Annotated in this window: 19 protein-coding genes and 2 pseudogenes; 13 read left to right on the forward strand and 8 right to left on the reverse strand. The window is 37.8% G+C overall.

The window, feature by feature from the left end:
• Nucleotides 1-93 precede the first annotated feature (93 nt).
• Nucleotides 94-2,313 carry a transglycosylase domain-containing protein gene (locus H9N25_RS17550; RefSeq protein WP_190326711.1) on the forward strand — a complete coding sequence of 740 codons (2,220 nt, stop codon included), beginning with the start codon at nt 94-96 and terminating at the stop codon, nt 2,311-2,313.
• A 193-nt stretch (nt 2,314-2,506) separates the two neighbouring features.
• The gene (gene uvrC, locus H9N25_RS17555; protein WP_190326712.1) at nt 2,507-4,309 is read left to right on the forward strand and encodes an excinuclease ABC subunit UvrC; all 1,803 of its coding nucleotides are present in this window, start codon (nt 2,507-2,509) and stop codon (nt 4,307-4,309) included.
• A gap of 103 nt (nt 4,310-4,412) precedes the next feature.
• Here uvrC and porN read toward each other — a convergent pair whose 3' ends face one another.
• The 7 genes from porN to H9N25_RS17585 form a co-directional block, all read right to left on the reverse strand.
• A complete protein-coding gene (gene porN / locus H9N25_RS17560) occupies nt 4,413-5,327 on the reverse strand; it encodes a type IX secretion system ring subunit PorN/GldN (RefSeq protein WP_167297198.1) in 915 nt (304 codons plus the stop codon).
• Between the two features lie 7 nt (nt 5,328-5,334).
• Complete coding sequence (locus H9N25_RS25335; protein ID WP_330221048.1) at nt 5,335-5,751, reverse strand: GldM family protein; 417 nt, start codon at nt 5,749-5,751, stop codon at nt 5,335-5,337.
• Nucleotides 5,688-6,866 (reverse strand): type IX secretion system motor protein PorM/GldM, encoded by a 1,179-nt coding sequence (porM, locus tag H9N25_RS17565; RefSeq protein ID WP_330221049.1) that lies wholly within the window; start codon nt 6,864-6,866, stop codon nt 5,688-5,690. Before porM ends, H9N25_RS25335 begins: the two co-directional genes overlap by 64 nt.
• A gap of 42 nt (nt 6,867-6,908) precedes the next feature.
• Complete coding sequence (porL, locus tag H9N25_RS17570; protein WP_167297200.1) at nt 6,909-7,712, reverse strand: type IX secretion system motor protein PorL/GldL; 804 nt, start codon at nt 7,710-7,712, stop codon at nt 6,909-6,911.
• 40 nt (nt 7,713-7,752) lie between these two features.
• Nucleotides 7,753-9,078, reverse strand: a complete 1,326-nt coding sequence (gene porK / locus H9N25_RS17575; RefSeq protein ID WP_167297201.1) for a T9SS ring complex lipoprotein PorK/GldK — start codon at nt 9,076-9,078, stop codon at nt 7,753-7,755.
• Nucleotides 9,079-9,302: 224 nt separating this feature from the next.
• Nucleotides 9,303-10,073 (reverse strand): uroporphyrinogen-III synthase, encoded by a 771-nt coding sequence (locus tag H9N25_RS17580; RefSeq protein ID WP_190326713.1) that lies wholly within the window; start codon nt 10,071-10,073, stop codon nt 9,303-9,305.
• A gap of 14 nt (nt 10,074-10,087) precedes the next feature.
• Nucleotides 10,088-11,065, reverse strand: a complete 978-nt coding sequence (locus tag H9N25_RS17585) for a DUF4271 domain-containing protein (protein WP_190326714.1) — start codon at nt 11,063-11,065, stop codon at nt 10,088-10,090.
• Nucleotides 11,066-11,182: 117 nt separating this feature from the next.
• Between H9N25_RS17585 and H9N25_RS17590 the strand changes: the two genes are divergently transcribed.
• The 9 genes and pseudogenes from H9N25_RS17590 to H9N25_RS17630 all read left to right on the forward strand — a co-directional run bounded on the left by H9N25_RS17590 (nt 11,183) and on the right by H9N25_RS17630 (nt 19,557).
• On the forward strand, nt 11,183-11,410 hold the full coding sequence (locus H9N25_RS17590; RefSeq protein WP_190326715.1) for a hypothetical protein: 228 nt from the start codon (nt 11,183-11,185) through the stop codon (nt 11,408-11,410).
• 231 nt (nt 11,411-11,641) lie between these two features.
• Nucleotides 11,642-12,700 (forward strand): annotated as a pseudogene (gene hemW, locus H9N25_RS17595) (radical SAM family heme chaperone HemW); the annotation flags it as partial.
• Nucleotides 12,701-12,778: 78 nt separating this feature from the next.
• Nucleotides 12,779-13,561, forward strand: a complete 783-nt coding sequence (locus H9N25_RS17600) for an SDR family oxidoreductase (protein WP_167297206.1) — start codon at nt 12,779-12,781, stop codon at nt 13,559-13,561.
• Between the two features lie 316 nt (nt 13,562-13,877).
• Nucleotides 13,878-14,429 (forward strand): fasciclin domain-containing protein, encoded by a 552-nt coding sequence (locus H9N25_RS17605; protein WP_190326717.1) that lies wholly within the window; start codon nt 13,878-13,880, stop codon nt 14,427-14,429.
• Nucleotides 14,430-14,685: 256 nt separating this feature from the next.
• On the forward strand, nt 14,686-15,567 hold the full coding sequence (locus H9N25_RS17610) for a cupin-like domain-containing protein (protein ID WP_167297208.1): 882 nt from the start codon (nt 14,686-14,688) through the stop codon (nt 15,565-15,567).
• Nucleotides 15,568-15,625: 58 nt separating this feature from the next.
• Nucleotides 15,626-16,411 carry a DUF3050 domain-containing protein gene (locus tag H9N25_RS17615; RefSeq protein WP_190326718.1) on the forward strand — a complete coding sequence of 262 codons (786 nt, stop codon included), beginning with the start codon at nt 15,626-15,628 and terminating at the stop codon, nt 16,409-16,411.
• A gap of 128 nt (nt 16,412-16,539) precedes the next feature.
• On the forward strand, nt 16,540-17,418 hold the full coding sequence (locus H9N25_RS17620) for a cupin-like domain-containing protein (RefSeq protein WP_167297210.1): 879 nt from the start codon (nt 16,540-16,542) through the stop codon (nt 17,416-17,418).
• Between the two features lie 102 nt (nt 17,419-17,520).
• Nucleotides 17,521-18,135: a sugar O-acetyltransferase gene (locus H9N25_RS17625; RefSeq protein WP_190326719.1), complete on the forward strand. Its 615-nt coding sequence runs from the start codon at nt 17,521-17,523 to the stop codon at nt 18,133-18,135.
• 54 nt (nt 18,136-18,189) lie between these two features.
• Nucleotides 18,190-19,557, forward strand: a complete 1,368-nt coding sequence (locus tag H9N25_RS17630; protein WP_190326720.1) for a S41 family peptidase — start codon at nt 18,190-18,192, stop codon at nt 19,555-19,557.
• Here the strand turns inward: H9N25_RS17630 and H9N25_RS17635 are convergent.
• Nucleotides 19,554-19,979 (reverse strand): YybH family protein, encoded by a 426-nt coding sequence (locus H9N25_RS17635; RefSeq protein ID WP_167297212.1) that lies wholly within the window; start codon nt 19,977-19,979, stop codon nt 19,554-19,556. The genes H9N25_RS17630 and H9N25_RS17635 overlap by 4 nt on opposite strands.
• A 93-nt stretch (nt 19,980-20,072) precedes the next feature.
• On the opposite strand from H9N25_RS17635, the gene H9N25_RS17640 reads away from it, so the two are divergent.
• Both H9N25_RS17640 and H9N25_RS17645 read left to right on the forward strand, forming a co-directional pair.
• On the forward strand, nt 20,073-20,954 hold the full coding sequence (locus H9N25_RS17640; RefSeq protein ID WP_190326721.1) for a carbohydrate kinase family protein: 882 nt from the start codon (nt 20,073-20,075) through the stop codon (nt 20,952-20,954).
• A 309-nt stretch (nt 20,955-21,263) separates the two neighbouring features.
• Nucleotides 21,264-22,360: pseudogene (locus H9N25_RS17645) on the forward strand (vWA domain-containing protein).
• Nucleotides 22,361-22,491 lie beyond the last annotated feature (131 nt).

Below are 22,491 nucleotides of genomic sequence, written 5' to 3' on the forward strand. Positions count from 1 at the left end.
TAAGCTTGCAGCGAAAAACCTATTCTATAAAAAATTAATAAATTTGCATCCAAAATCTTCTATTCTGGAGATTAATGGAAAATACAACACAAAATGAATAAGTCTCTTTCTGCACAAGAAACAAAAAGATATAGTTTAATCATCTGGAAAATACTGATTGGGGGAATAGCCTTATTTGCGATTTTCATTTCGATGATCGGTTTGGGCCTTTTTGGTGCATTACCTTCTTTCAGGGATATCGAACACCCGAAAAGTAATCAGGCTTCAGAAATTATTGCCGAAGATGGTCGTCCGCTAGGAACTTATTTTGTTCAGAACAGATCGAATGTTACTTATAAAGATATTTCCGAAAATGTAATTAACGGCTTAATTGCAACAGAAGATACCCGTTTTAAAGAGCACTCCGGTATAGATTTTAAACGTACTTTTTCTATTATCGGCTACAATTTAATTGGCAAAAAACAAGGGGCAAGTACCATTACCCAACAATTGGCTAAAAATCTTTTCCCGAGGGAATCGAATCTTAATTTCTTCTCGTTGGTGCTAACCAAGTTTAAAGAGTGGATTGTTGCGGTTAAATTAGAACGCAATTACACCAAGGAGGAAATTATTACCATGTATTTAAATACGGTCGATTTTGGTAACCAGGCTTATGGTATTAAATCGGCAGCAAGGGTTTATTTCAATACCACTCCCGATAAATTAACTTTAACACAGGCAGCAACCTTAGTGGGTATGCAAAAAGGGATTACCATGTATTCGCCAACACGCCACCCTGAGCGATCCAGAGACCGTAGAAATACGGTAATGGCCATGATGGTTAAATCTGATCTTTTAACTCAGCAACAATTTGATGAAGAAAAAGACAAACCTTTAAACCTGCACTTTAATGCCGCAACCGTTAACGATGGTATTGCACCATATTTCCGTTCGGTGTTGAAAAATGATATCAAAAATATTTTTCAGGAGCAATCGATTACCAAACCTGATGGTACACCTTACGATTTAGACCGAGATGGTTTGAAAATTTATACCACTTTGAATTATGACATGCAGGTATATGCAGAAGAGGCACAAAAGGAATACATGAAGATTCTACAGGCGCAGTTTATTGCCAGCTGGAAAGGCAGAAATCCTTTCAAGGACAAAGCTTTACAGATTGAACAGGGCATTAAACGATCAGACCGTTATAAATCGTTAAAACTGGAAGGTAAATCGGAGGATGAAATTAAGGACGATTTTAACACCAAAACCGAAATGACCATTTTTACCTGGAAAGGTAATATTGATACAGTAATGAAGCCGATTGACTCTGTTCGTTACTACAAAATGTTGTTGCGCAATGCCATGATGACGATGGATCCAACAAACGGACATGTGAAAGCATGGGTTGGGGGGATTAATTATGAGCATTTTAAATACGACCAGGTTAAAATGGGAACCAGGCAGGTAGGATCTACAGCAAAACCATTTACCTATGCCGTAGCCATTGAAAATGGTTATTCGCCATGTTACACCGTACCAAATGTACCCGTAACGATAGAAGGTTATGGCGAACCATGGACGCCTAGAAATTCTGGTAAACCATTACCAGGAAGCATTACCTTACAAAAAGCCCTTGCTTACTCTCAAAATTATGTTACCGCCTATTTAATGAAACAGGTTGGTCCGGTTGCCGTATCTACTTTAGCTACCAAAATGGGCATACCTAATGTTCCGGCATTTCCATCTATTTGTTTGGGAACATTCGATTCATCGGTTTATAATATGGTGGGTGCTTATGGTGCTTTCGCGAATAAAGGAACTTACACCAAACCGATTTATTTATTGAGAATTGAAGATAAAAATGGCGTAGTATTGTTTTCTCAAAAGGAAATACCGAAACCAATTATGAGTGAAGAAGTTGCATATGTAATGACCAGAATGCTAAAGGGAGTAGTAATCAACGGAACCGGATCGAGATTGAATTATAAATACCATGTAAATGCACCGATAGGTGCCAAAACAGGAACCACTCAAAATAACTCAGATGGTTGGTTTATGGCCATTACGCCACAGTTAGTAACAGGTATCTGGACTGGTTGCGAAGATAGGGCATTCCACTTTATCAGTACTAACCAGGGTGAGGGTGCCAATACCGCGCTACCAATTTTTGCAGGTTTTATCAAAAGGGTATATGCCAATCCAGCTTTAAAGATTAGTCATGCGGATTTTGAGCCGCCAAAATCTGGTGTTTCGATTACCTATGATTGTAACCAATACCAACAACAGGAAGAAGGCAGCAGCGAACTGGATGAGAAGCTAGGGTTTTAATATACGGGGGGTTGCGTGAAGGATAGCAGCGAAAACCCTTTTGTTGCAAAGTTGAGCGCAGCCGAGATGTAACAAAAGATTGCAACGGAAAGCCTAGCCTTTCGAGCAGCTTAGGGGGTAAGCCCAAATTATAAATACAGCAAATCGGAACATTTAATCAAAATTTCCATCTCGAATATTATTTTTGTTAATAATGAGCAGTTTCGACCATAAAACAGCATTAACCGCAATTCCACATAAACCCGGTGTTTACCAATATTGGGATGCTGATGGGAAGCTCATGTATATTGGAAAGGCAAAAGACCTCCGCAACCGCGTGGGTTCTTATTTTAATAGCGACAGAAACCAGTTTAATGGCAAAACAAGGGTACTGGTATCCAAGATCCGTAAAATTACTTTCACTATTGTTGATACGGAGATTGATGCCTGGCTACTCGAAAATAGTTTAATTAAAAAACATCAGCCTAAATTTAACATCAACCTAAAGGACGACAAAACGTATCCCTGGATTATTGTTAAAAATGAGAATTATCCCCGGATTTACTGGACGAGGAAAGTGATTAAAGATGGCTCTACCTATTTTGGCCCTTATGGTTCTATAGGCATGATGCATACTATTTTGGATCTGATTAAGGAAACCTATCCGCTGCGTACCTGCAGTTTGCCCTTAACAGAGAAAAATATAGCCGAAGGAAAATTTAAAGTTTGTTTAGAGTATCAGATCGGTAACTGCAAGGGGCCTTGTCAAAATTACCAGACCGAAACCGATTACGATAAAAACATAGGTGAGATCAAAGAGATCCTGAATGGTAAAATCGGAAATGTAATCCGCGAGGTCAAAGGGATTATTAAATCGGCATCAGAAAACCTGAATTTCGAGCTGGCGCATCAATACGCAAGGAGATTGGAAGTACTTGAAAAGTACCAGAGCAAATCGACCGTGGTAAATAGCGCCATTACCAATGTGGATGTTGTAAGTATTGCATCAGATGAGCGTTATGCTTTTGTAAATTACCTGAAGGTGATGAACGGAACGATTATCCAAACGCAGACTATTGAGGTTAAAAAACAACTGGATGAGAGCGACGATGAGATTTTAACCCTGGCGATGTTAGAGTTCAGAACAAAATTCAGCAGTACATCAAAAGAAATTATTGTTCCTTTTGAACCTTCATTGGAAGATGAAAGTTTAAAATTTACAGTACCTAAGCTGGGCGAAAAGAAAAAACTCTTAGAACTTTCACAGAAAAATGTATTGTTCTTCAAAAAAGAGAAACTAAATCAATACGAAAAGTTAAATCCCGATTTACGCACCAACCGTATTTTAACGACCATGCAGAAGGACCTGCGTTTAACTCAGCTTCCAAAACATATAGAATGCTTTGATAACTCCAACTTTCAAGGAAAATATCCGGTTTCGGCAATAGTTGTCTTTAAAGATGCTAAACCTTCTAAAAAGGACTACCGCCACTTTAATGTGAAAACAGTTGAGGGTCCTAACGATTTTGCTACTATGGAAGAGGCCGTTTTCCGTCGTTATAGGAGAATGTTAGATGAAAACCAAACCTTACCTCAACTCATTATCATTGATGGCGGTAAAGGGCAGCTTTCGTCGGCTGTGAAGAGTTTGAAATTATTGGGCATAGAAAACAAAGTTACCGTAATTGGCATTGCTAAACGTTTGGAAGAACTGTTTTATCCAGGTGATTCCTATCCTTTGTATCTGGATAAAAAATCGGAAACCTTAAAAGTAATACAACAGTTACGTGATGAGGCCCACCGTTTTGGAATTACCTTCCACCGTAAAAAACGCGATCAAGGGACACTTAAAACAGAACTCGAACAGATTGAAGGTATCGGTAAAACTACTGCGGATAAATTGCTAACCCATTTTAAATCGGTTAAAAAGATTAAAGAAGCAACAGAAAAAGAGCTGGCACAAGTACTGAATAAAAAACAGATAGTTACGCTTCAAGCTTATTTTAGCCAGGAATAAGAGGAATTAAGATTTCTACTCTGAAGGAGGTGTTTTGCAAGACCAGGGTAAAAATGACGATATAGCAAAAAGGCTCCGACAAAATCGAAGCCTTTTAATAAGGTTAGTATTCCCAAAGACCTTGTTCGTAATCAAGAACAGATTTTTTAATCCTTTCTGATTCGTACAACCTTTCTCTAGGATCGGTAATAATATCTCTGATTTTATTGTCTCCAGGATTTGACTCTTTTACAATATAGCTGCTAAATAAGCGGCGGATAAAGAAATCATCAAAACTCAAAGAAGAAGCATCGTTATTGGTATTAATTAAACGTTTCTTCGTTAAAATCTCTCTAGCCTCCGGATAATAAACCCAAAATACCGGTTGCCATTGTTTAGAAACTTCATTGTATTTTAATGGTGCAATACCTACAATACGTGGCTCGAAAACAGAGCGTTTGGTATCGAAAATCCAGTCTTCCTTAATTCTGAATTTCAAGAATAACTCTGGGTTAAAATCATTTACTACAGTAGTAACCGTTCCGGTTTTATTGTTCGAAACCTCTGCTGTTCCCAAAGCCGATTTAGAAGCAGAATCTGCCGACATAGGATTAAGAAAAGCATCATCTTCGTTCAATGCACTATCAATTGGCGAGTATGCGGTTAGTTCGTCTTTCTTAATTGCTGCAATTAGTACATCAATTAGTCGCGATTTAGGCGATTTTAAGACTGAGTTAACCGTATCACGTAAATCAATCTCTCTCCAGATCCGTTTGGCATAAAAAACATCTTCTTCTCTCACATCAGCCAAAGGAACCATCTCAGTACTGTCAATATCCTTACGGGCATAGAAACCATCTTTAGGTGGTACCTTAAGCTTCTTTTTAGCTGTTTTAACAGGCGCTTTAACCGTATCTGCCACAGGAGGTGCGGCAACTACTGGTGCAGCTTTCTTTGGTGCTAACTTGGTTGGCTTTTTTTGTGCAAAAGCAAATGTGGTTAACAAAACTAAAATGGCAATACTTAAAATCCTTTTCATCTTCTTTTTATTTTACACTAAACGCTAATGAAGGCAAAATTTTCTGACGGCCGTCTGGTCCTACAGAAACAATATCTTCAAAAAACACTCTTGTACCAGGTGTAATCGAGTTTATTGCACCTTTAACCGCACCAGCGAAACTTCCACCACTACCCGGAATGGTAACAGCATCAGAACGCGGTTTGATAATTGTTAATTTATAACGCAGTATTTTAAACTTAACATCGAAAGGGAAATCATCCAGATCGGCTTCAATTTCGGTTTCGCTTTTTAGCTGTACCGAAGCCACATCTCCTCCAGCGCGACCACCAACTTTAGCTACCGGAGCAGGGATACCTTTCACCCTGAATTTTTGCGAGCCTAAGCTAACGGTTTTGCCAGCATTACTTGCCGATACATTGATGGATACTTCCTGACCAACCATACTTCCTGGAACATTAACATTATAGTTTCCGTTACCACCAGACATTGAACCCCAGAAATGGAAGCACGAATACTTTCTAACGGGAAACCTGCTGCTGATACTGTAAATGGATTAGGAATACCCGCATAAATTACATTCAGTTTTGTTGAAGAAACAGATGCTGACGGTTTTGCAACTTGATAAGTTTGTGGTTGAGTTTTATATTCCTTTACCTGACCATCAGTTTGGCGAACACGAACCGTACCAACCCATGTAAACTGACCAACACTACTTGTACCACCGGTATAAGTTCCTTTACCATCTTTAACGGATAATTTACTTCCATTAACAGTAATATCAGGAGTTGATCTCGAATCGCTGGCTGTTAAAAATACTTCAGCAGTATAAGGTTGCCCTTGAATTACATAAGAAGTAGGTGCTACTGCAACTGCCGCAAACTGATCCAAATTAACCTGTGCTTTATCCATATTTCCGAATAATTTCTTAACCACCTCTGCTTCAGCATTTTTAGTATCTGTTTGCAGTTTTGTTAAAATCGTCATTGCAGCAGTTAATGGCGTGCCCTCACCAAAGTAAGTTTCTTGCCAGTTTCCTTTTCTTTTTCTTGCAGGATCTTTAGCTTCAAGAGAGAATGAAACATTCGCTCTATCATTTTTGTCTAACAAAGAGATTAATTTTTCGCGTGTGGCATTAATTCTCTTTTTTAATTCATCTGCTTTTTTTTGATTAATCATGATATTCTGTGCAATATCCTGATTTGATCTATTTACCAAATCTTCAGTTTCTGGATCAATTCCATCACCTGCCTTGGTAAATTCTTTTTTAATGCTTTCAATATAATTATTTAAGTCATCAGCGGCCTTCTGTGCTTCTTTTGCCTTATCGTAAATTGGCTGTGCACGGGCTGGCTCTTCTTTCAACTTCGAATTTTCGAAGGCAGAAAATAACTGATTAATGCTTGTATTTACATTGTTTTTAGAAGTATCCAAACTATCATTGATATTTTTGAATGCATCTAAAATGGTATCTGATACGTTTAAGGCGAGCATGGCCAACAATACCAAATACATGATATTGATCATCCGCTGCCTTGTTGTTTCTTTTCCGCCTGCCATGTTTGATGTAGCTTTTCCTTTAAAAATTAAAAACTAAACAAATTATACACGTGGGCCGTTCATAGCCGATAACATATTGCCATAAATTGCATTAAGCGATGATAGGTTTTTAGCCAACTTATTCACCTCTTCTTTAAACTGTTTCGAATCTTCCATCGATTCGTTAAAGTTTTGCATGGTTAATGATAAGTTTGAATAGAATTTATTCATCGATTTTAGATGCGCGCTAGAATCTTGCAATTCTAATTCATATACGGCATTTAATGCTGATAAATTCTTAGCTAAATTACTAACCTGATCATGGTAGGCCTGAGAATCTACACTGCTCTCGCCCATTGCTTTCAAATTAGCTGTAGCTTTATCAAAAGATGCACTTAAATTATCGAAACCAGCAGAAGCAGTTTTAATTTTTCCTGTAAATTCGTTGGTTGCTGTAGATGCATCTGCAACATTAGAAATTGTTGCTACTTTATCGCCAAAAGTACGCAAACCAGAGCCTAAGCTTTCGATCAATTCAGGACCGATTTTAGCATCTGATAACATTTTATCTAAAGCAGCTGTATTAGATGCTGTTGCTGCAACTGGTCTTGCTGATGCAGTTGGCAATTCTCCTTTAAAATCTGCTTTTAGTTCAGGATAAACTCTTTCCCAAGCTGGTTCTGGCTCTGGCGGAAAAAATCCTGTTAAAAAGAATAAAAATGCCTCTACACCAAGACCAAGACCGATCATATAGTTACCCATAATTCCACCAATGTGTAGAATTTTAAATAACGCTCCAATAATTACAATACTTGCTCCCCATGAAATCGCTACGTGTAACCAGCCTGGTTGTTTCTTTGCTGCCATAAAATTTTGATGTTTTTCTTTAGTTTTTAGTTTGTTTGGTTTAATGTCTTAAGTCGGTGCCAGGATAAGATGAAACGCATCTGAAACCAATATATGATCTTTGTGTATCCTGATATTCGTATGTTGATACTGCATTTTGTAGAAAATAGCCAGTATCTTTCCATGAACCGCCTTTTACTACTTTACGCTTTTTGTATTTGCTATCAGTTGCACCGGCATCATAAGTAAAATTCGGGTTTAAATCATGCAATAATGGGCTTGCACCTTTATTATAAGCCGTTAATGTCCATTCGGAAACATTACCTGCCATGTTGTACAAACCATAATCATTAGGGAAATACGACCTTACACCTACTGTATAAATACCACCATCGCTCGAATAATCGCCACGGCCTGGCTTAAAGTTAGCCTGTAAACATCCTTTGGTATTTCTGATATAAGGACCTCCCCAAGGATATTTGGTTTTGGTATTGCCACCTCTTGCAGCATATTCAAATTCAGTTTCAGCTGGTAGTCTATAATCTGATCTAGATCCTGCAGGCAATTTTCTTGCTGTAGCAACACCATCATATAACCTTGTTCTCCAATGCGAGAATGCTTTTGCCTGCTCCCAGCTTACACCAACTACAGGATAATCGTCATACGAAGGGTGGTTATAATAACCACGCACCATTGGATCGTTTTGTGAATAAGAATAATCTGTTTTCCATACCATTGTATCAGGATAAATAGCAATGGTATAACGATCGATATAATCCTGGCGTTTGCTGTTCGGATCTTTATGTCCGGCAGCAGCTTTCTCCATGTTTAATTCGGCATAAGAGTATACGAATTTACGCACGTCAAGTTCTTTTTTCCCCGGAAGTGCATCAAGGCCCGAATAATACATGCCGTCTAACTGGCTTACCTGAGCGGCAGCGGCACCTTTACCCTTATTTCTCCAGATATTTGCACCATTAGGTCCAACTTTTTTCCAGTCGATGTATTTATCCCCACCAACGGCATTTGCAGCATTTCCCTTTGGTGTAATCATAAATTGTTGCGGGTTGCCCATCATTCCGATGGCAATCGAATCGCGTACCCAGTTGGTAAACTGGCGGTATTCTGCATTGGAAATCTCGGTCTGGTCCATAAAGAACGCACTTATCGTAACCATTTTACTTGGCCCATTCTGCGAGAAAGTAATATCTTCATCCGATCCTCCCAGCGGCGTATGCCCTGGTGGCACATAAACCATTCCTAGTGGGATTCTATCGTTTTTAAATTTTCGGTTATAAGCACCAACCAGCTCACCTTGGCCGCCATGGCCACAGCTTGCTAGCATTACAGTTATACCTACAATAGCTAGAAAGTAGATTTTCTTCATATTTTTATAGTGTGCACAGCACGATTAGGAGCAATTTTATCAAAAATCACTGAAATTATCTACAAAAGCAAATATTTTACGTTAAATCATTACTTAAAGGCAATTAAAGTTAGATTAACAATCTTCTAACAACCTTATATTTTGTTCAACAATATGCGTAACTCTCTTACTAACAGTAAAGTTACGCATTTATTGTATTGACTTAGAATAAATTATTTATCGTATTATTTATTAGATATTTTGATATAATTTTCGATGGCCATCGTCATCGATGGAACGCCTGGGGTTGGCGCCGCAATATCCACTATCAGATCCATATCGGTACAAGCCTTACTCGTGTTGGTTCCAAAAGCAGCAATTCGGGTATTATTTTGTTTAAAGTCGGGGAAGTTTTTAAACAACGACTGGATACTTGACGGGCTAAAAAATGCGATAACATCATAGAATACCTCTGCTAGATCAGAAAGATCGCTCACTACTGTTCTAAACAAAACGGCAGGAGTAAAATTATATCCACTTTTTTCCAAAAACTTCATCGTATCTTCGGTAGCCACATCAGAGCAAGGGTATAAAAACTTCTCGTTTGCATGTTTCTTTAGCACCTCTGCTAAATCTGCTGCAGTTTGCTTACCAAAAAAGATTTTACGCTTCCTATACTGAATATACTTCTGTAGGTACAAAGCAATGGTCTCAGACAGACAGAAATATTTCAGCTCTGCTGGCACTTCATAACGCATTTCCTCACAGATTCTAAAAAAATGATCTGCTGCATTGCGGCTGGTAAAAATTACTGCTGTAAAATCGGCCAGGTTAATCTTATCCTTTCTAAAGTCTCTTGCTGGTACACCTTCAACGTGAATAAAAGACCTAAAATCAACTTTTAAATTGTGTTTTTTGGCCAAATCGTAATAAGGAGATTTTTCTGTTTCAGGTTTTGGTAGAGTAACCAAAATACTTTTTACTTTGCGGATTCTAGAGTCGTTCGTTTCTTGCATTTTCCTTTTTCCTGCTACAGCCCTATCGTTTTAATTAGTATTAGAATAGGGCATATTTCGAGGGCGCAAAAGTACAAAATTAAATGCATTCTAGAAAACTTATTATTAGAAAGTATTGTAATTCCTGCCCTTAATAATTGAAATGCAAAAATTATGCCTAACAGTAAGAATGCCAACACGATATATATTGCACCATATTTAAGTGGCGATAGCGCAAAAGCAACAACCAGGGGGATAAATAGCAGTGAAGCATTGAAGTAACTGAGGTACAATATAGAGATGTATTCGCCCACTGGTTTCTGTACATTAAACAAGTATCCCAAAAAGCGCAAAAGAACCAGTTTTAGAGCATAAAAAACAATTATAGTAATGGATATACTGAAAAAAAACTTAAACCCATCTTTAGCCTGATACATATCATTCCACTGCGCAACCAGAAAAAAGAACATTCCAAAAACGAAACCAAACTGCACAAAAAGCAATAAAAATGGCCACGAACTAAACAGGTTATCTTCTTTGTTAATATTATTCAAAATCCTGTTGCTAAAAAACGATTGAACGATTGCCGATAATTGCTTAAAAAAAGCATTTTTTAGAATCGCAAAGATGATGAGCATACCAAAAATAAATCCCAGCAAACCAACATTGCCTTTTGGGATTTTTATGCCAAGCTGATACGGATTCGCCTTTTTCTTTAGGTGCTGGTATTTCTTTTGCCAAGCCAGTAAATCGAGTTTAGGAAAAAGATATTCCTTTTCAATGGTATCGAGCAAAGCCCCCTTATTAATTAAGCTATCAGGAAGCACCCAGGTGTGATGAACAAGCGAATCGGTCGAAAATTTCTGTCTGGCAAGTGTTGCCGAATCGGGCCGGGACCTTCGATACTGATATTGATTTACAGCTACGCTATCTGCTTGAACAGGAATTTCTTGTGCCGCTACAAAATGAGCAGACCATACAAACGCGAACAAGAAGAAAATAAATTTCGGCATGCTGTAAATCAAAACTTAAGGATGCAAAAGTAGTTGAATAATCATTGTTTACCTAAAGAAAATAAATGGATTGATGAATAACTTTAGCAACTATGGAAAAATAGCACGCATTCAATAATGTCCAATTCAAAAAAGAAAACGTCAATATTTGGAATAACAACTGCAACTTCAGAAAAGTTAGATGAAAGGCGATGGAATAAAACCTTTAGAAGGAACGCAAAAATCCAGATTGCTAAACAGAAAGAGTTTCCGCATAAAATTTCGGCTGTTACAAAAGTTTGGGATGGAGATAAAGATGAAAAAAGATATTTAAAAAACTACAGCAGCAAAGAAATGCGAAAGTAATTTCATTCATTTAAGCATTACCGCAAGTAAAGCAATAGCTTTACTTATCAACTAAAAAGTAAAGCTATTACTTTACTATATTTAAAATAACCTACGCACGCTGGCTAACTCATATTTATAACAATAAAGAAAATTTAACTTCACTATCTTTGCTCCAATGTCTGGTATCTATATCCATATCCTTTTTGCAAAAAGGCCTGTCACTATTGCGATTTTCATTTTAGCACTTCTTTAAAATATGCTGATGAAATGGTTGATGCGATCTGCAAGGAAATCAAAATGAAAAAAGATCGGATCAGCGGACAGGTTGGAAGCATTTATTTTGGCGGTGGAACACCTTCTATTTTATCGCAGACGGCTTTGCAAAAGATCTTCGACGCCATTAACCACACTTTTTCGGTTGATGCAAATGCCGAAATTACCATAGAAACCAATCCCGATGATTTAACGGCTCAGAAATTAAAAGAACTGAAACAATTGCCTGTTAACCGCTTTAGCGTGGGTGTACAGTCTTTTTATGATGAAGATCTGATTTGGATGAATAGGGCACACCAGGCCCAAGAAGCGGAAGATTGCATCAGAAGAAGTCAGGATGCCGGTTTTGAAAACTTAACCCTCGATTTAATTTATGGCTATCCTTTGCTTACCGATCAAAAATGGCTAAGTAATATTCAAAAAGCAATTGAGCTTGAGGTTCCACACATTTCGGCCTACGCCCTAACAGTAGAACCCCGGACAGCTTTAGCTCATGCCATTAAAAACAAAAAACAAACTCCGGTAAACGATAACCAAAGTGCTGCTCAGTTTGTAATTTTGATGGAGAAACTGATGGATGCCGGATTTGAACACTATGAAATTTCAAATTTCGCCAAGCCAGATCATTATGCAGTGCATAATACCAACTACTGGAAAGGAATAGATTATATTGGTATTGGCCCATCAGCCCATGGCTTTAATGGCCAGAACCGCTATATGAACCCCGCTAATAACGCCATGTATATGGAAACATTAGGCCATAACAAACTTCCGGAAATTGTTGAAGAACTCAGCCTGAACGATCGGTTTAACGAATATATTATGACTTCGTTAAGAACGATGTGGGGAACCGATTTACAAAAAATAAATACCGATTTCGGGAAAGACTTTTTAACAGAAACAAAACACAACCTTAAAAATTTCGAAGATAAAGACTGGCTAGTGGCTGACGGAGATAACATTTATTTAAGTCAAACCGGAAAATTATTTGCCGATCATATTGCTTCGGAATTGTTTATTATTGAGAATGATTAAAGGAACGAATTAGAGAATGAGTGGATGCTTTTTAAGAGTTTATCATTCAATCATTCTCTAATTCAATAATTATATATTATGTCGAAAATTGTATGGATTACAGGCGCATCATCAGGTATTGGCGAGGCCTTGGTATATGAATATTTTAAAGCTGGTAACAAACTGATCATCTCGGGAAGGAATCGCGATGAACTGTTCAGGGTAAAAGGAAATTGCCAAAACTCTTTTAATATACATGTTTTACCATTCGATTTGAGCGAAACAACTACACTGGACAACAAAGCTGCTGACGCGATCCGTATTTTTGGAAAAATAGATTTACTGATCAATAGCGGTGGTGTAAGTCAGCGGAGTTTAGCATTAGAAACCAATCTGCAAACGGAGCAACAGATTATGGATACCAATTTCTGGGGAACGGTTGTACTGAGCAAAGCAGTTTTACCTTTGATGATTGCCAATGGCGGTGGGCAGATCGTTGTAATTAGTAGTCTTGTTGGGAAATTTGGCACAAAATTCCGTTCCACCTATGCAGCATCAAAACATGCGCTGCATGGTTATTTCGATTCGCTCCGATCGGAAGTTTACGATAAAAACATCGACATCACCATCATCTGCCCAGGTTTTATCAAAACAAATGTAACCTACAATGCACTTACTGCAGATGGTAAGCCCTTAAATAAAATGGGTGATGCACATGAAAATGCCATGACACCTGCTGAATGTGCAAAACAAATTGTACTGGCTGTTAGCAACAAAAAAGAAGAGGTTTATATTGGCGGAAAAGAAACCAGGGCAGTATTATTGAAACGCTTTTTCCCTAAAATTTTTTCTAAAAAGGTAAGAACGGCGAAGGTGAACTAGCACTGCGTTTTGAGGTTGGCGTTAAGCTTAAAACACAAAGTTTATGAAGGATGCAACTAAGGGACGAGCCCAATTTATCTAAACCCGGTTGCAGCGATATCCTTTTGGCATAATTCTGAGCGTAGTCGAAGAACAGCCAAAAGATTAAGCGAAAAACGGGACTAGCCGCCCCGAAGTAACACTACCGTACCTTTACAAATAAAAAAATAAAATACTAACAATCAGCATATTGCAATTTTTTTTTAATTTCTAAAAACCAAGTATCTGTAAGCCATCGTAAATGGAAGCAAATAACAGAAACTTAAAATTAGAAATAATGAAAAATTTAATCTTATCCGCATTTGCCGTAATTACAATGGCATTCACTACTCAAGTTTACGCTCAAAAAAACCCGATGGTTGGAGGAGCAGCAATGTATGCAACTAAAGATATTGTAGACAATGCCGTAAATTCAAAAGACCATACTACACTGGTTGCGGCAGTTAAAGCAGCTGGCTTGGTAGAAACTTTAAAAAGCAAAGGTCCTTTTACCGTTTTTGCACCAACCAATGCTGCATTTGATAAACTTCCTGCCGGAACGGTAGACAATCTTGTTAAACCAGAAAATAAAGCAACTTTAACAACTATTTTAACTTACCATGTTGTTGCCGGTAAAATGGACAGCAAAGCAATTGCAAAAGCAATTAAAGCTGGCGGTGGCAAAGCTGAACTTAAAACTGTGCAAGGTGGTAAACTTTGGGCTTGGATGGAAGGCAAAAAATTAGTGTTAAAAGATGAAAAGGGCGGAACAAGCACCGTAACCATTGCAGATGTTTACCAAAAAAATGGGGTAATCCATGTTGTTGACACCGTTTTAATGCCAAAATAAAATTTATTAGATATCCTTTTAATCAGTATAAAACGTTCTGGCAAAAGTCAGAACGTTTTTTCTTTTATAAAAAATCATCTTTTAAAAATCAGGGATTATAATACAAATCTCCATTCACAAACTTGGTAGCATTTTTTTAATTAAACATACTTTCTGACTTTTTCTGATGAATTGTCAGTTTTTTCTCAAGTTTTCGCATTTGTAATGTATAGTGTTTTTTAACTATTTAATTTTACTGCATTAATAGTTTTTTAACATGAAATTCAATTTATCTCCGATAGATGTAGTTGAAGACATATCTAAATCAGATTTCGAACTGAACTACCTTAAACCACGTAAACCTTTGGTAATAAAAAATATGGCCAAAAAATGGCCTGCTTACCAAAAATGGACAATGGAATACTTGAAAGAAGTTGTTGGCGATAAAACTGTTCCGCTTTACGACAGTTCTAAAGCCGATCCTTCTAAACCGATAAATGCATCTGCAGCCGAAATGAAATTTGGCGATTATATAGACCTGATTAAAGAAACACCAACCGATCTGCGTATCTTTTTGTTCGATCCGATAAAATTTGCCCCGAAGATACTCGAAGATTACATCGCACCAAAAGATTTAATGGGTGGTTTTTTGGATAGCTACCCCAATATGTTCTTCGGCGGTAAAGGTTCGGTAACCTTTTTACACTACGACATTGATTTGGCGCACATTTTCCATACGCACTTTAATGGACGAAAACATGTGATCTTATTTGATTACAAATGGAAAGAACGTTTGTATCAAATTCCATATGCCACTTATGCCTTAGAAGATTATGATGTGGAAAACCCCGATTTTGATAAATTCCCTGCATTAAAAGGCGTTCAGGGTGTTGAAGCTTTTTTAGAACATGGCGATACCTTATTTATGCCAACCGGATACTGGCATTGGATGAAATACCTGGATGGTTCTTTTTCTATTAGCTTAAGGGCATGGGACAAAAGCTGGGCGGTAAAAGCAAAAAGCTTGTATAACTTAACTTTACAGCGTAAATTTGACGACTTTATGAAAGCAAACTACCGTGAAAAGTATATGCACTGGAAAGAAGAACTTGCAGTTAAAAGAGCGAGCAGAGCACTAGAGAAGAATTTACCAAAATAAGAATAAAAGCTAACGATAGGATGAGGCTTGAAAGCCAATGCCCTAACGCAAAATCAATATGCACCATAACATTATAAAAATTCAGCAAGAGATAGAACCACTAAGGCAAGAAATTATTAGCCATAAAGTTTATTCGGCCATTAGTGAAATAGAAGATCTTCGGATTTTTATGGAACATCATATTTTTGCTGTTTGGGATTTCATGTCGCTGCTTAAAGCCTTACAAATTAATTTAACCTGCACTACCTTACCTTGGTTTCCGGTAGGCGATCCTGTTACCCGACAATTGATCAATGAAATTGTGGCAGGTGAAGAATCGGATGTGGATGCTAATGGAGCCATAAAGAGCCACTTTGAACTCTATCTGGATGCAATGGAGCAATGTGGCGCAAACACAAAACCTATCAATATCTTTTTACAGGAACTAAAAAACGGGAAAAGCTTTAATGAGGCTTTCGAAATTGCAAAGGTACCTGCAACTGCAAAAGATTTTGTTAATGCTACTTTCGAAACCATTAACAGTGGAAAAACACATTTACAGGCAGCAAGTTTTACTTTTGGTCGCGAGGATTTAATTCCAAACATGTTTTTTAGCATGGTAAACGACCTGAATAGCACCCAGGCTGATAAAGTTTCGATCTTTAAATACTACCTAGAGCGCCATATCGAAGTAGATGGTGATCACCATAGCCATTTAGCACTCTCCATGACGGAGAAACTTTGCGAAAAAGATGAAACCTTTTGGGCCGAAGCAGAAAAAACCGCAAAGCAGGCGCTACAAAAAAGGATAGACCTGTGGGACGCTGCCTATGCCGAAATTGTTAAAAATAAAGTTGAGGCGTAATTATTAAATTGTTAAGTATTTACTAATTTTAGATTACGTGATTTTAGTCACATTTACCTGTTAGCATCAATTTTATAAAATAAAATTTACACATTTGTTGTTCGGCACAAATAACCGATTTTAAGCGCATGAGTTTCATTTTAAAACCTGTTGATATCGTTGAGAGCATTACTCCCGAAGATTTTAAGAAAAATTATCTGAAAACTAAACGTCCTTTAGTAATCAGGGGCCTAACCAAAGACTGGCCTGCCAGAGAAAAATGGACGACTGAATATTTAAAGGAAATTGGAGGCGAGCTTGAAGTCCCACTTTACGACAACTCTAAAGCTGATCCATCAAAACCGATTAATGCAGCTACGGCGCATATGAAATTTGGCGATTACCTTGACCTAATTAAACGCGAGCCAACGGAACTGCGCATATTCTTTTTTAATCTGTTTAAAAAAGTACCGAGTTTAATCAATGATGTAAAAATCCCGAAAGATTTAATGGGCGGCTTCATCGAAAGCATGCCTGCAATGTTCTTTGGCGGCTCTAACTCCGTAACCTTTTTACATTACGATATTGATTTACCGCATATTTTCCATACACACTTTGGCGGCAGAAAACATATTGTTTTATTCGACAATAAATGGAAAGACAGATTGTATTGCCTGCCAAATGCAACTTATGCTTTAGAAGATTATGATGTGGCCAACCCTGATTTTGAAAAATTCCCGGCGCTGAATGGTGTAGAAGGTTATGAAGTTTTCTTAGAGCATGGCGATACTTTATTTATGCCAACCGGAATGTGGCACTGGATGAAATATTTAGATGGTTCATTCTCTTTAAGCTTAAGGGCATGGGACCAATCGATTTCGCGTAAAGTGGCCAGTGTTTGGAGCTTATTTACCCATGGCGCAATAGATAGCCTGATAAAAATGACCTTCAAAGAAAAATATGCCAACTGGAGAGAGAAAAAAGCAGTTAAAATTGCCGAAAGGGCTTTAGCCAAAGGCAGGCCGTAAAATTTAAAAAGATAAAAATACAACGGGGCATCGGTAACGGTAGTCCCGTTTTTTATTATTATTGCGTTTAAACACCGAGAATTAAAAAATCAGATACTAAAGATGGAAAACAATATCCTTAGCGAAAAACAAAAAATGCTGGCAGGAAAAGCATACCAGGCAGGTGATGCTGAGCTGGCAAAAGAAAGATTGAAAGCCCGCGAAATTGTTTTCGAGTTTAATAACCTGGCTCCAAAATTTATTAAACAGCGCAAGGAATTACTGAAAAGACTTTTCGGCAAAACAGAAAGGATGTTTTACGTAGAACCTCCATTTAGATGCGACTATGGTTACAATATCGAAATCGGCGATAATTTTTACGCAAATTTTAACCTCGTTATTTTAGATTGTGCCAAAGTGAGTATTGGTAACAACGTTTTTATTGCACCAAACGTAGCCATTTATACGGCAGGACATCCTATCCATGCACATTTACGTGATCAGGAGTATGAGTGGGCGCAGGAAATTACTATTGGCAACAGCGTTTGGATTGGGGGCAACGTGGTAGTTAATCCGGGAGTAAAAATAGGCTCAAATGTGGTCATCGGGTCGGGAAGCGTGGTTACAAGGGATATTCCGGATAATGTTTTCGCAGCTGGAAACCCATGCAGGGTAATCCGCCAGTTAACCGATGCAGATAAAGATTATTATTATAAGGATTTTAAACTGGGCGAATAGTTTTTCAATGCAACCTTAACTATTTTTATTCCGTCTTTGTTATAAATTAATGTAATGAAAACCGCCTTACCTTTTTTATTTCTGTTTTTTCTTTTCTCTTCAGGCTTTGCACAGCGAATTTCTAAAGTAGAAGCAATTGAAGATATAGAACTTCTTGATAAAACGATAAGGGCGGTTCATTATAATCCGTTTTTATTTACTTCATCATTCAAATACCTGCAAAAAGTAAATGAGCTAAAACGTTCACTTCCTGATTCGATTGAGACAAGATTTCTCACTTTAAAACTTGGAGAAATTACAGGCATTATTAATGATGCCCATACGGCACCAAGCGTTATACAATCTATTTTTCAGGCAGATTTCAGGAAACCAGTCTTTTTACCGCTGACCTTTGTTGCCGATAAAAATGGTAAAGCTTATTCAGATGGAAAATCTTCTCGGGATATTATTCCTGCAGGTGCTGAAATCATTTCGGTAAATGGAATATCGGTTTCAGAATTTTATAAGGCAAGTGCATTGCGCGTAGGCGGGCTTCAAACTTACCGAAATGAGATTGCAGTTAAAATGATGGGCTACAACCTTTATCTTTCAGGAATAAGGCCACCTTTCAAAGTTGTTTATCGGCATCAGCAGAAAAAAGTGATCAAAGAAATAGAAAAAGGTGCGATTTTACATGATATAATAGGTGATGCATTCCCAAATCTGGTTAATAAACCTTATGCTTTTAACGTATTGAATAATAAAGTTGCACATATCGAATTAAATACCCTGGCTGGCGATTATCACCCCTACCTCAAATTTTTCGATTCATGCTTTACTATAATAAAACAAAAAAACATTAAGGCTGTTGCCATCGATATTAGAAAAAACACGGGAGGCAATTCCATCAACGCAGATTTACTTTTAGGCTTTTTTAACTCAAAGAGATATATGCTCTCTACCGGAAAAAACTGGAAAATAAGCCAGTTGTATAAAGATAAACTGATGAAACAGGGTGATAGCAGCAATCAATATCTGAAAGAGCAAAACAACAGCATTTGGCAGATCAAAACCTGCGAACCTTATGCACCGAAATACACCAGTGAAGATGCATTTTTTAAAGGCCAGGTTTACCTAATTACTGGCCCGATGACATTCTCCAGCGCGAACATGTTTGCTGATGGCGTAAAACAATTTAAGCTGGCTACTTTGGTGGGAGAATCTACCGGCGAAAATACAAACGACTTTGGTGAAGGCTATCGCTTCCAATTACCAAACAGCAAAATCAGTGTCAGCGTTTCTACCAGTTTAGATTTTGGGGCAAATTGTAACGACAAAACCAAACACCCGGTAATACCCGACCGATATATTGAAACAAGCTATCTTGATCAGATCAAGGGTATTGATCCTGTTCTTCAATATATTAAGGCATTAAACAATTAACTGCTATGATCGGCGATCACCTTCCATTCGCCCTTAATTTTTTTGATCAAAAGCGTAAAATATCCTTTTAATTCGTCCTTTTCACGCTTAACATTCCAGCTGCCCAGCACAAAAGCCAGATCGGGTTTCAAAAATTCGACCTTTTTTATACCAAACACCAAAAATCCCATGGCAGATTTATCGGGGTAACCTTTTTTATAATTATCCAATGTTTTTTGCCAGCCATAAGTTGGTCCGTTTTTACCTACAAAAAGTAAACTGTCTGATTTTTCATAACCCTGCATAAAGGCTTCAACATCACCTTTGTTCCAATCTGTTCGTTGTTTTTCGAGTAAATTAAGTATGGCTTGCTTCTCTTTCGCATTTTGAGCAAAAGCGCTAAAGGAAGTTAAAAATAATGCAATTACGAGTATTCTTTTCATGGTTATTTAAGTTGAGGTAAAAATTAAAGATATGAAACAAATTATTTTGTTCCATGCGTAAAAATTCTTTATTTACATATCTATAAATCTGCTATGCAAAATAAAGTAATCACTATTGGCGAAATACTCTGGGATGTTTTCCCGGAAGGTAAAAAAGCTGGCGGCTCGAGCATGAACGTTGCCCTTAATTTACACAAACAAAGTATAGAGAGCAGCTTTATTAGCGCCATAGGCAATGATGAAAACGGAAAAGAGTTATTCAATTTTCTAGCCAGCAATCATTTTGCCACTAATTTGATTCAAGTAAATACCGAATTACCAACCAGTACTGTTGTTGTGCAGCTAGACGAAAATCATCAGGCCACTTATACCATTAAACAACCTGTGGCATGGGATAGTATCAAAATCACCGACGAAAATATAGCAGCCGTAAAACAGGCAGATGCATTGGTATATTGTAGTTTAACCTGCAGGGAAGAAAAATCTAAAAAAACCATTCTTGCGCTTTTAGAAAATGCGAAGATTAAAATATTCGACATTAACCTCCGCGCCCCATTTTATAGCAAAGAATTAATTGATGAGCTTTTGGCCAAAGCGGATATCTTAAAAATAAATGAAGACGAAATTTTATGGGTGAAAGAATCTTTTGGCTTAAGCGGCAATACAGATGAACAACTTTTAAAGCAACTTTCTAATCGGTTTAACATTGAAATGATCTGCCTTACACTTGGCGATAAGGGTGCCTGTGTTTTAAAAGACGGAAAGTTATTTAAACACGCTGGCTATAAGGTACAGGTAGCCGATACCGTTGGTGCAGGAGATGCCTTTTTAGCCACATTTATTGCGTGTTACCTACAAGGTTACCCCATGGAAACCACTTTGGATAATGCCTGTAAGGTTGGTGCTTTTGTAGCTTCGCAAGCTGGTGCAAACCCTGATTATAATAAGAAAATTTACCATATGGCACTGGGGTAATTATCTCTGACCTTATAGGTTTTAAAAACCTATAAGGTCTTATAAATTTATTTTTAAACGGAGGGTTTTGCGTTAGGGATTGTAAGGGTTCAGTGCCGATCCTTCATCGGCACCGGAGCGCAGCGCAGCCCTGAAAAGCCCGCCCCTTGCGCAGCTTGGGGAACGCCCAGATCAATTTGACAGTTTGCAATTGGCAATTTTCACTTCAATCCGTTTCCTGTTTTGGTCGCTCGGTCCTTAAATATGACACCGCGCTTAAATTTATACAAAGCGAAACTTTTATCTTCGATAAATCGTTAATACAAACACATGAGAGGTTTTCGTTTTTCTGATTATAAGCCGGGCGATACGCCAAAGGGTGGGTTCGATGAGTTGCTGAAATTATTTAGCGAACTGCTGAATTATACAGCTGGAGATGCGACAGAGGCTTTAAGCTGGCTGAACGAGCTCGACAAACAATATAAATTAACCAATAACGATTATGGTATCGGTAATTTTATCGATGACCTAAAAGACAAAGGTTACCTAACTGAAGATAATCAATCGGGAGAATTTAAAATTACAGCCAAAACTGAACAGACGATCCGTAAATCGGCCCTTGATGAAATTTTCGGAAAACTAAAAAAATCAGGGCGCGGAAATCACAATAGTAATCAATCAGGCGTTGGTGAAGAAAAAAATGCCGACAGACGTGAATACAGTTTTGGAGATAGTTTGGATCAGATTGATATGACGGCCTCTATCCACAATGCGCAGATTAACCATGGTATTGGCGACTTCACTTTAACAGACCACGATCTGGAAGTAGAGGAAAAGGATTTTAAAACCTTAACCTCTACTGTATTGATGATTGATATTTCGCACTCGATGATTCTGTATGGCGAAGACCGGATTACCCCTGCCAAAAAAGTTGCCATGGCTTTGCCGAACTGATTAAAACGAAATATCCTAAAGACACTTTAGACATTGTGGTTTTCGGAAATGATGCCTGGCCAATTAGCGTAAAAGACCTGCCTTATTTACAGGTTGGTCCTTACCATACCAATACTTATGCAGGATTAGAATTGGCTGCAGATTTACTCCGTCGACGGAAAACGCATAATAAGCAGATTTTCATGATTACCGACGGAAAACCGACCTGCTTAAAGGAAAATGGCAAATACTATAAAAACAGCATGGGTTTGGATAGGAAGGTAATTAACAAAACCTTAAACATGGCTGCCCAGTGTAAGCGACTGAAAATTCCGATTACGACATTTATGATTGCCAAAGACCCTTACCTGCAACAATTTGTTCGCCAGTTTACCGAAATTAATGGCGGCAGGGCTTTTTATAGCTCCTTAAATGGTTTGGGCGAATACATTTTCGAAGATTATATTAAAAACAGAAGAAAAACAGTAAAATAAGGTGGAAGGTAAAAGGCTTAGGGTAAAACCCATCGCCAATCCCTACCCAAATCAACCATAAAAACATTAAAAGAGGGATAGATGTATAGAAGAAGCTTGTTCACTTTGCAAACCTTACATCTTAAACCCTA

This window comes from Pedobacter riviphilus, assembly GCF_014692875.1.
Lineage (GTDB): Bacteria > Bacteroidota > Bacteroidia > Sphingobacteriales > Sphingobacteriaceae > Pedobacter > Pedobacter riviphilus.

Excerpts from the sequence above, each read along its gene's own strand:
- H9N25_RS17550 (WP_190326711.1), top strand. The coding sequence starts at position 94 with ATGAATAAGTCTCTTTCTGCACAAGAAACAAAAAGATATAGTTTAATC.
- uvrC (WP_190326712.1), top strand. The coding sequence starts at position 2,507 with ATGAGCAGTTTCGACCATAAAACAGCATTAACCGCAATTCCACATAAA.
- porN (WP_167297198.1), bottom strand. The coding sequence starts at position 5,327 with ATGAAAAGGATTTTAAGTATTGCCATTTTAGTTTTGTTAACCACATTT.
- H9N25_RS25335 (WP_330221048.1), bottom strand. The coding sequence starts at position 5,751 with ATGGTTGGTCAGGAAGTATCCATCAATGTATCGGCAAGTAATGCTGGC.
- porM (WP_330221049.1), bottom strand. The coding sequence starts at position 6,866 with ATGGCAGGCGGAAAAGAAACAACAAGGCAGCGGATGATCAATATCATG.
- porL (WP_167297200.1), bottom strand. The coding sequence starts at position 7,712 with ATGGCAGCAAAGAAACAACCAGGCTGGTTACACGTAGCGATTTCATGG.
- porK (WP_167297201.1), bottom strand. The coding sequence starts at position 9,078 with ATGAAGAAAATCTACTTTCTAGCTATTGTAGGTATAACTGTAATGCTA.
- H9N25_RS17580 (WP_190326713.1), bottom strand. The coding sequence starts at position 10,073 with ATGCAAGAAACGAACGACTCTAGAATCCGCAAAGTAAAAAGTATTTTG.
- H9N25_RS17585 (WP_190326714.1), bottom strand. The coding sequence starts at position 11,065 with ATGCCGAAATTTATTTTCTTCTTGTTCGCGTTTGTATGGTCTGCTCAT.
- H9N25_RS17590 (WP_190326715.1), top strand. The coding sequence starts at position 11,183 with ATGTCCAATTCAAAAAAGAAAACGTCAATATTTGGAATAACAACTGCA.
- H9N25_RS17600 (WP_167297206.1), top strand. The coding sequence starts at position 12,779 with ATGTCGAAAATTGTATGGATTACAGGCGCATCATCAGGTATTGGCGAG.
- H9N25_RS17605 (WP_190326717.1), top strand. The coding sequence starts at position 13,878 with ATGAAAAATTTAATCTTATCCGCATTTGCCGTAATTACAATGGCATTC.
- H9N25_RS17610 (WP_167297208.1), top strand. The coding sequence starts at position 14,686 with ATGAAATTCAATTTATCTCCGATAGATGTAGTTGAAGACATATCTAAA.
- H9N25_RS17615 (WP_190326718.1), top strand. The coding sequence starts at position 15,626 with ATGCACCATAACATTATAAAAATTCAGCAAGAGATAGAACCACTAAGG.
- H9N25_RS17620 (WP_167297210.1), top strand. The coding sequence starts at position 16,540 with ATGAGTTTCATTTTAAAACCTGTTGATATCGTTGAGAGCATTACTCCC.
- H9N25_RS17625 (WP_190326719.1), top strand. The coding sequence starts at position 17,521 with ATGGAAAACAATATCCTTAGCGAAAAACAAAAAATGCTGGCAGGAAAA.
- H9N25_RS17630 (WP_190326720.1), top strand. The coding sequence starts at position 18,190 with ATGAAAACCGCCTTACCTTTTTTATTTCTGTTTTTTCTTTTCTCTTCA.
- H9N25_RS17635 (WP_167297212.1), bottom strand. The coding sequence starts at position 19,979 with ATGAAAAGAATACTCGTAATTGCATTATTTTTAACTTCCTTTAGCGCT.
- H9N25_RS17640 (WP_190326721.1), top strand. The coding sequence starts at position 20,073 with ATGCAAAATAAAGTAATCACTATTGGCGAAATACTCTGGGATGTTTTC.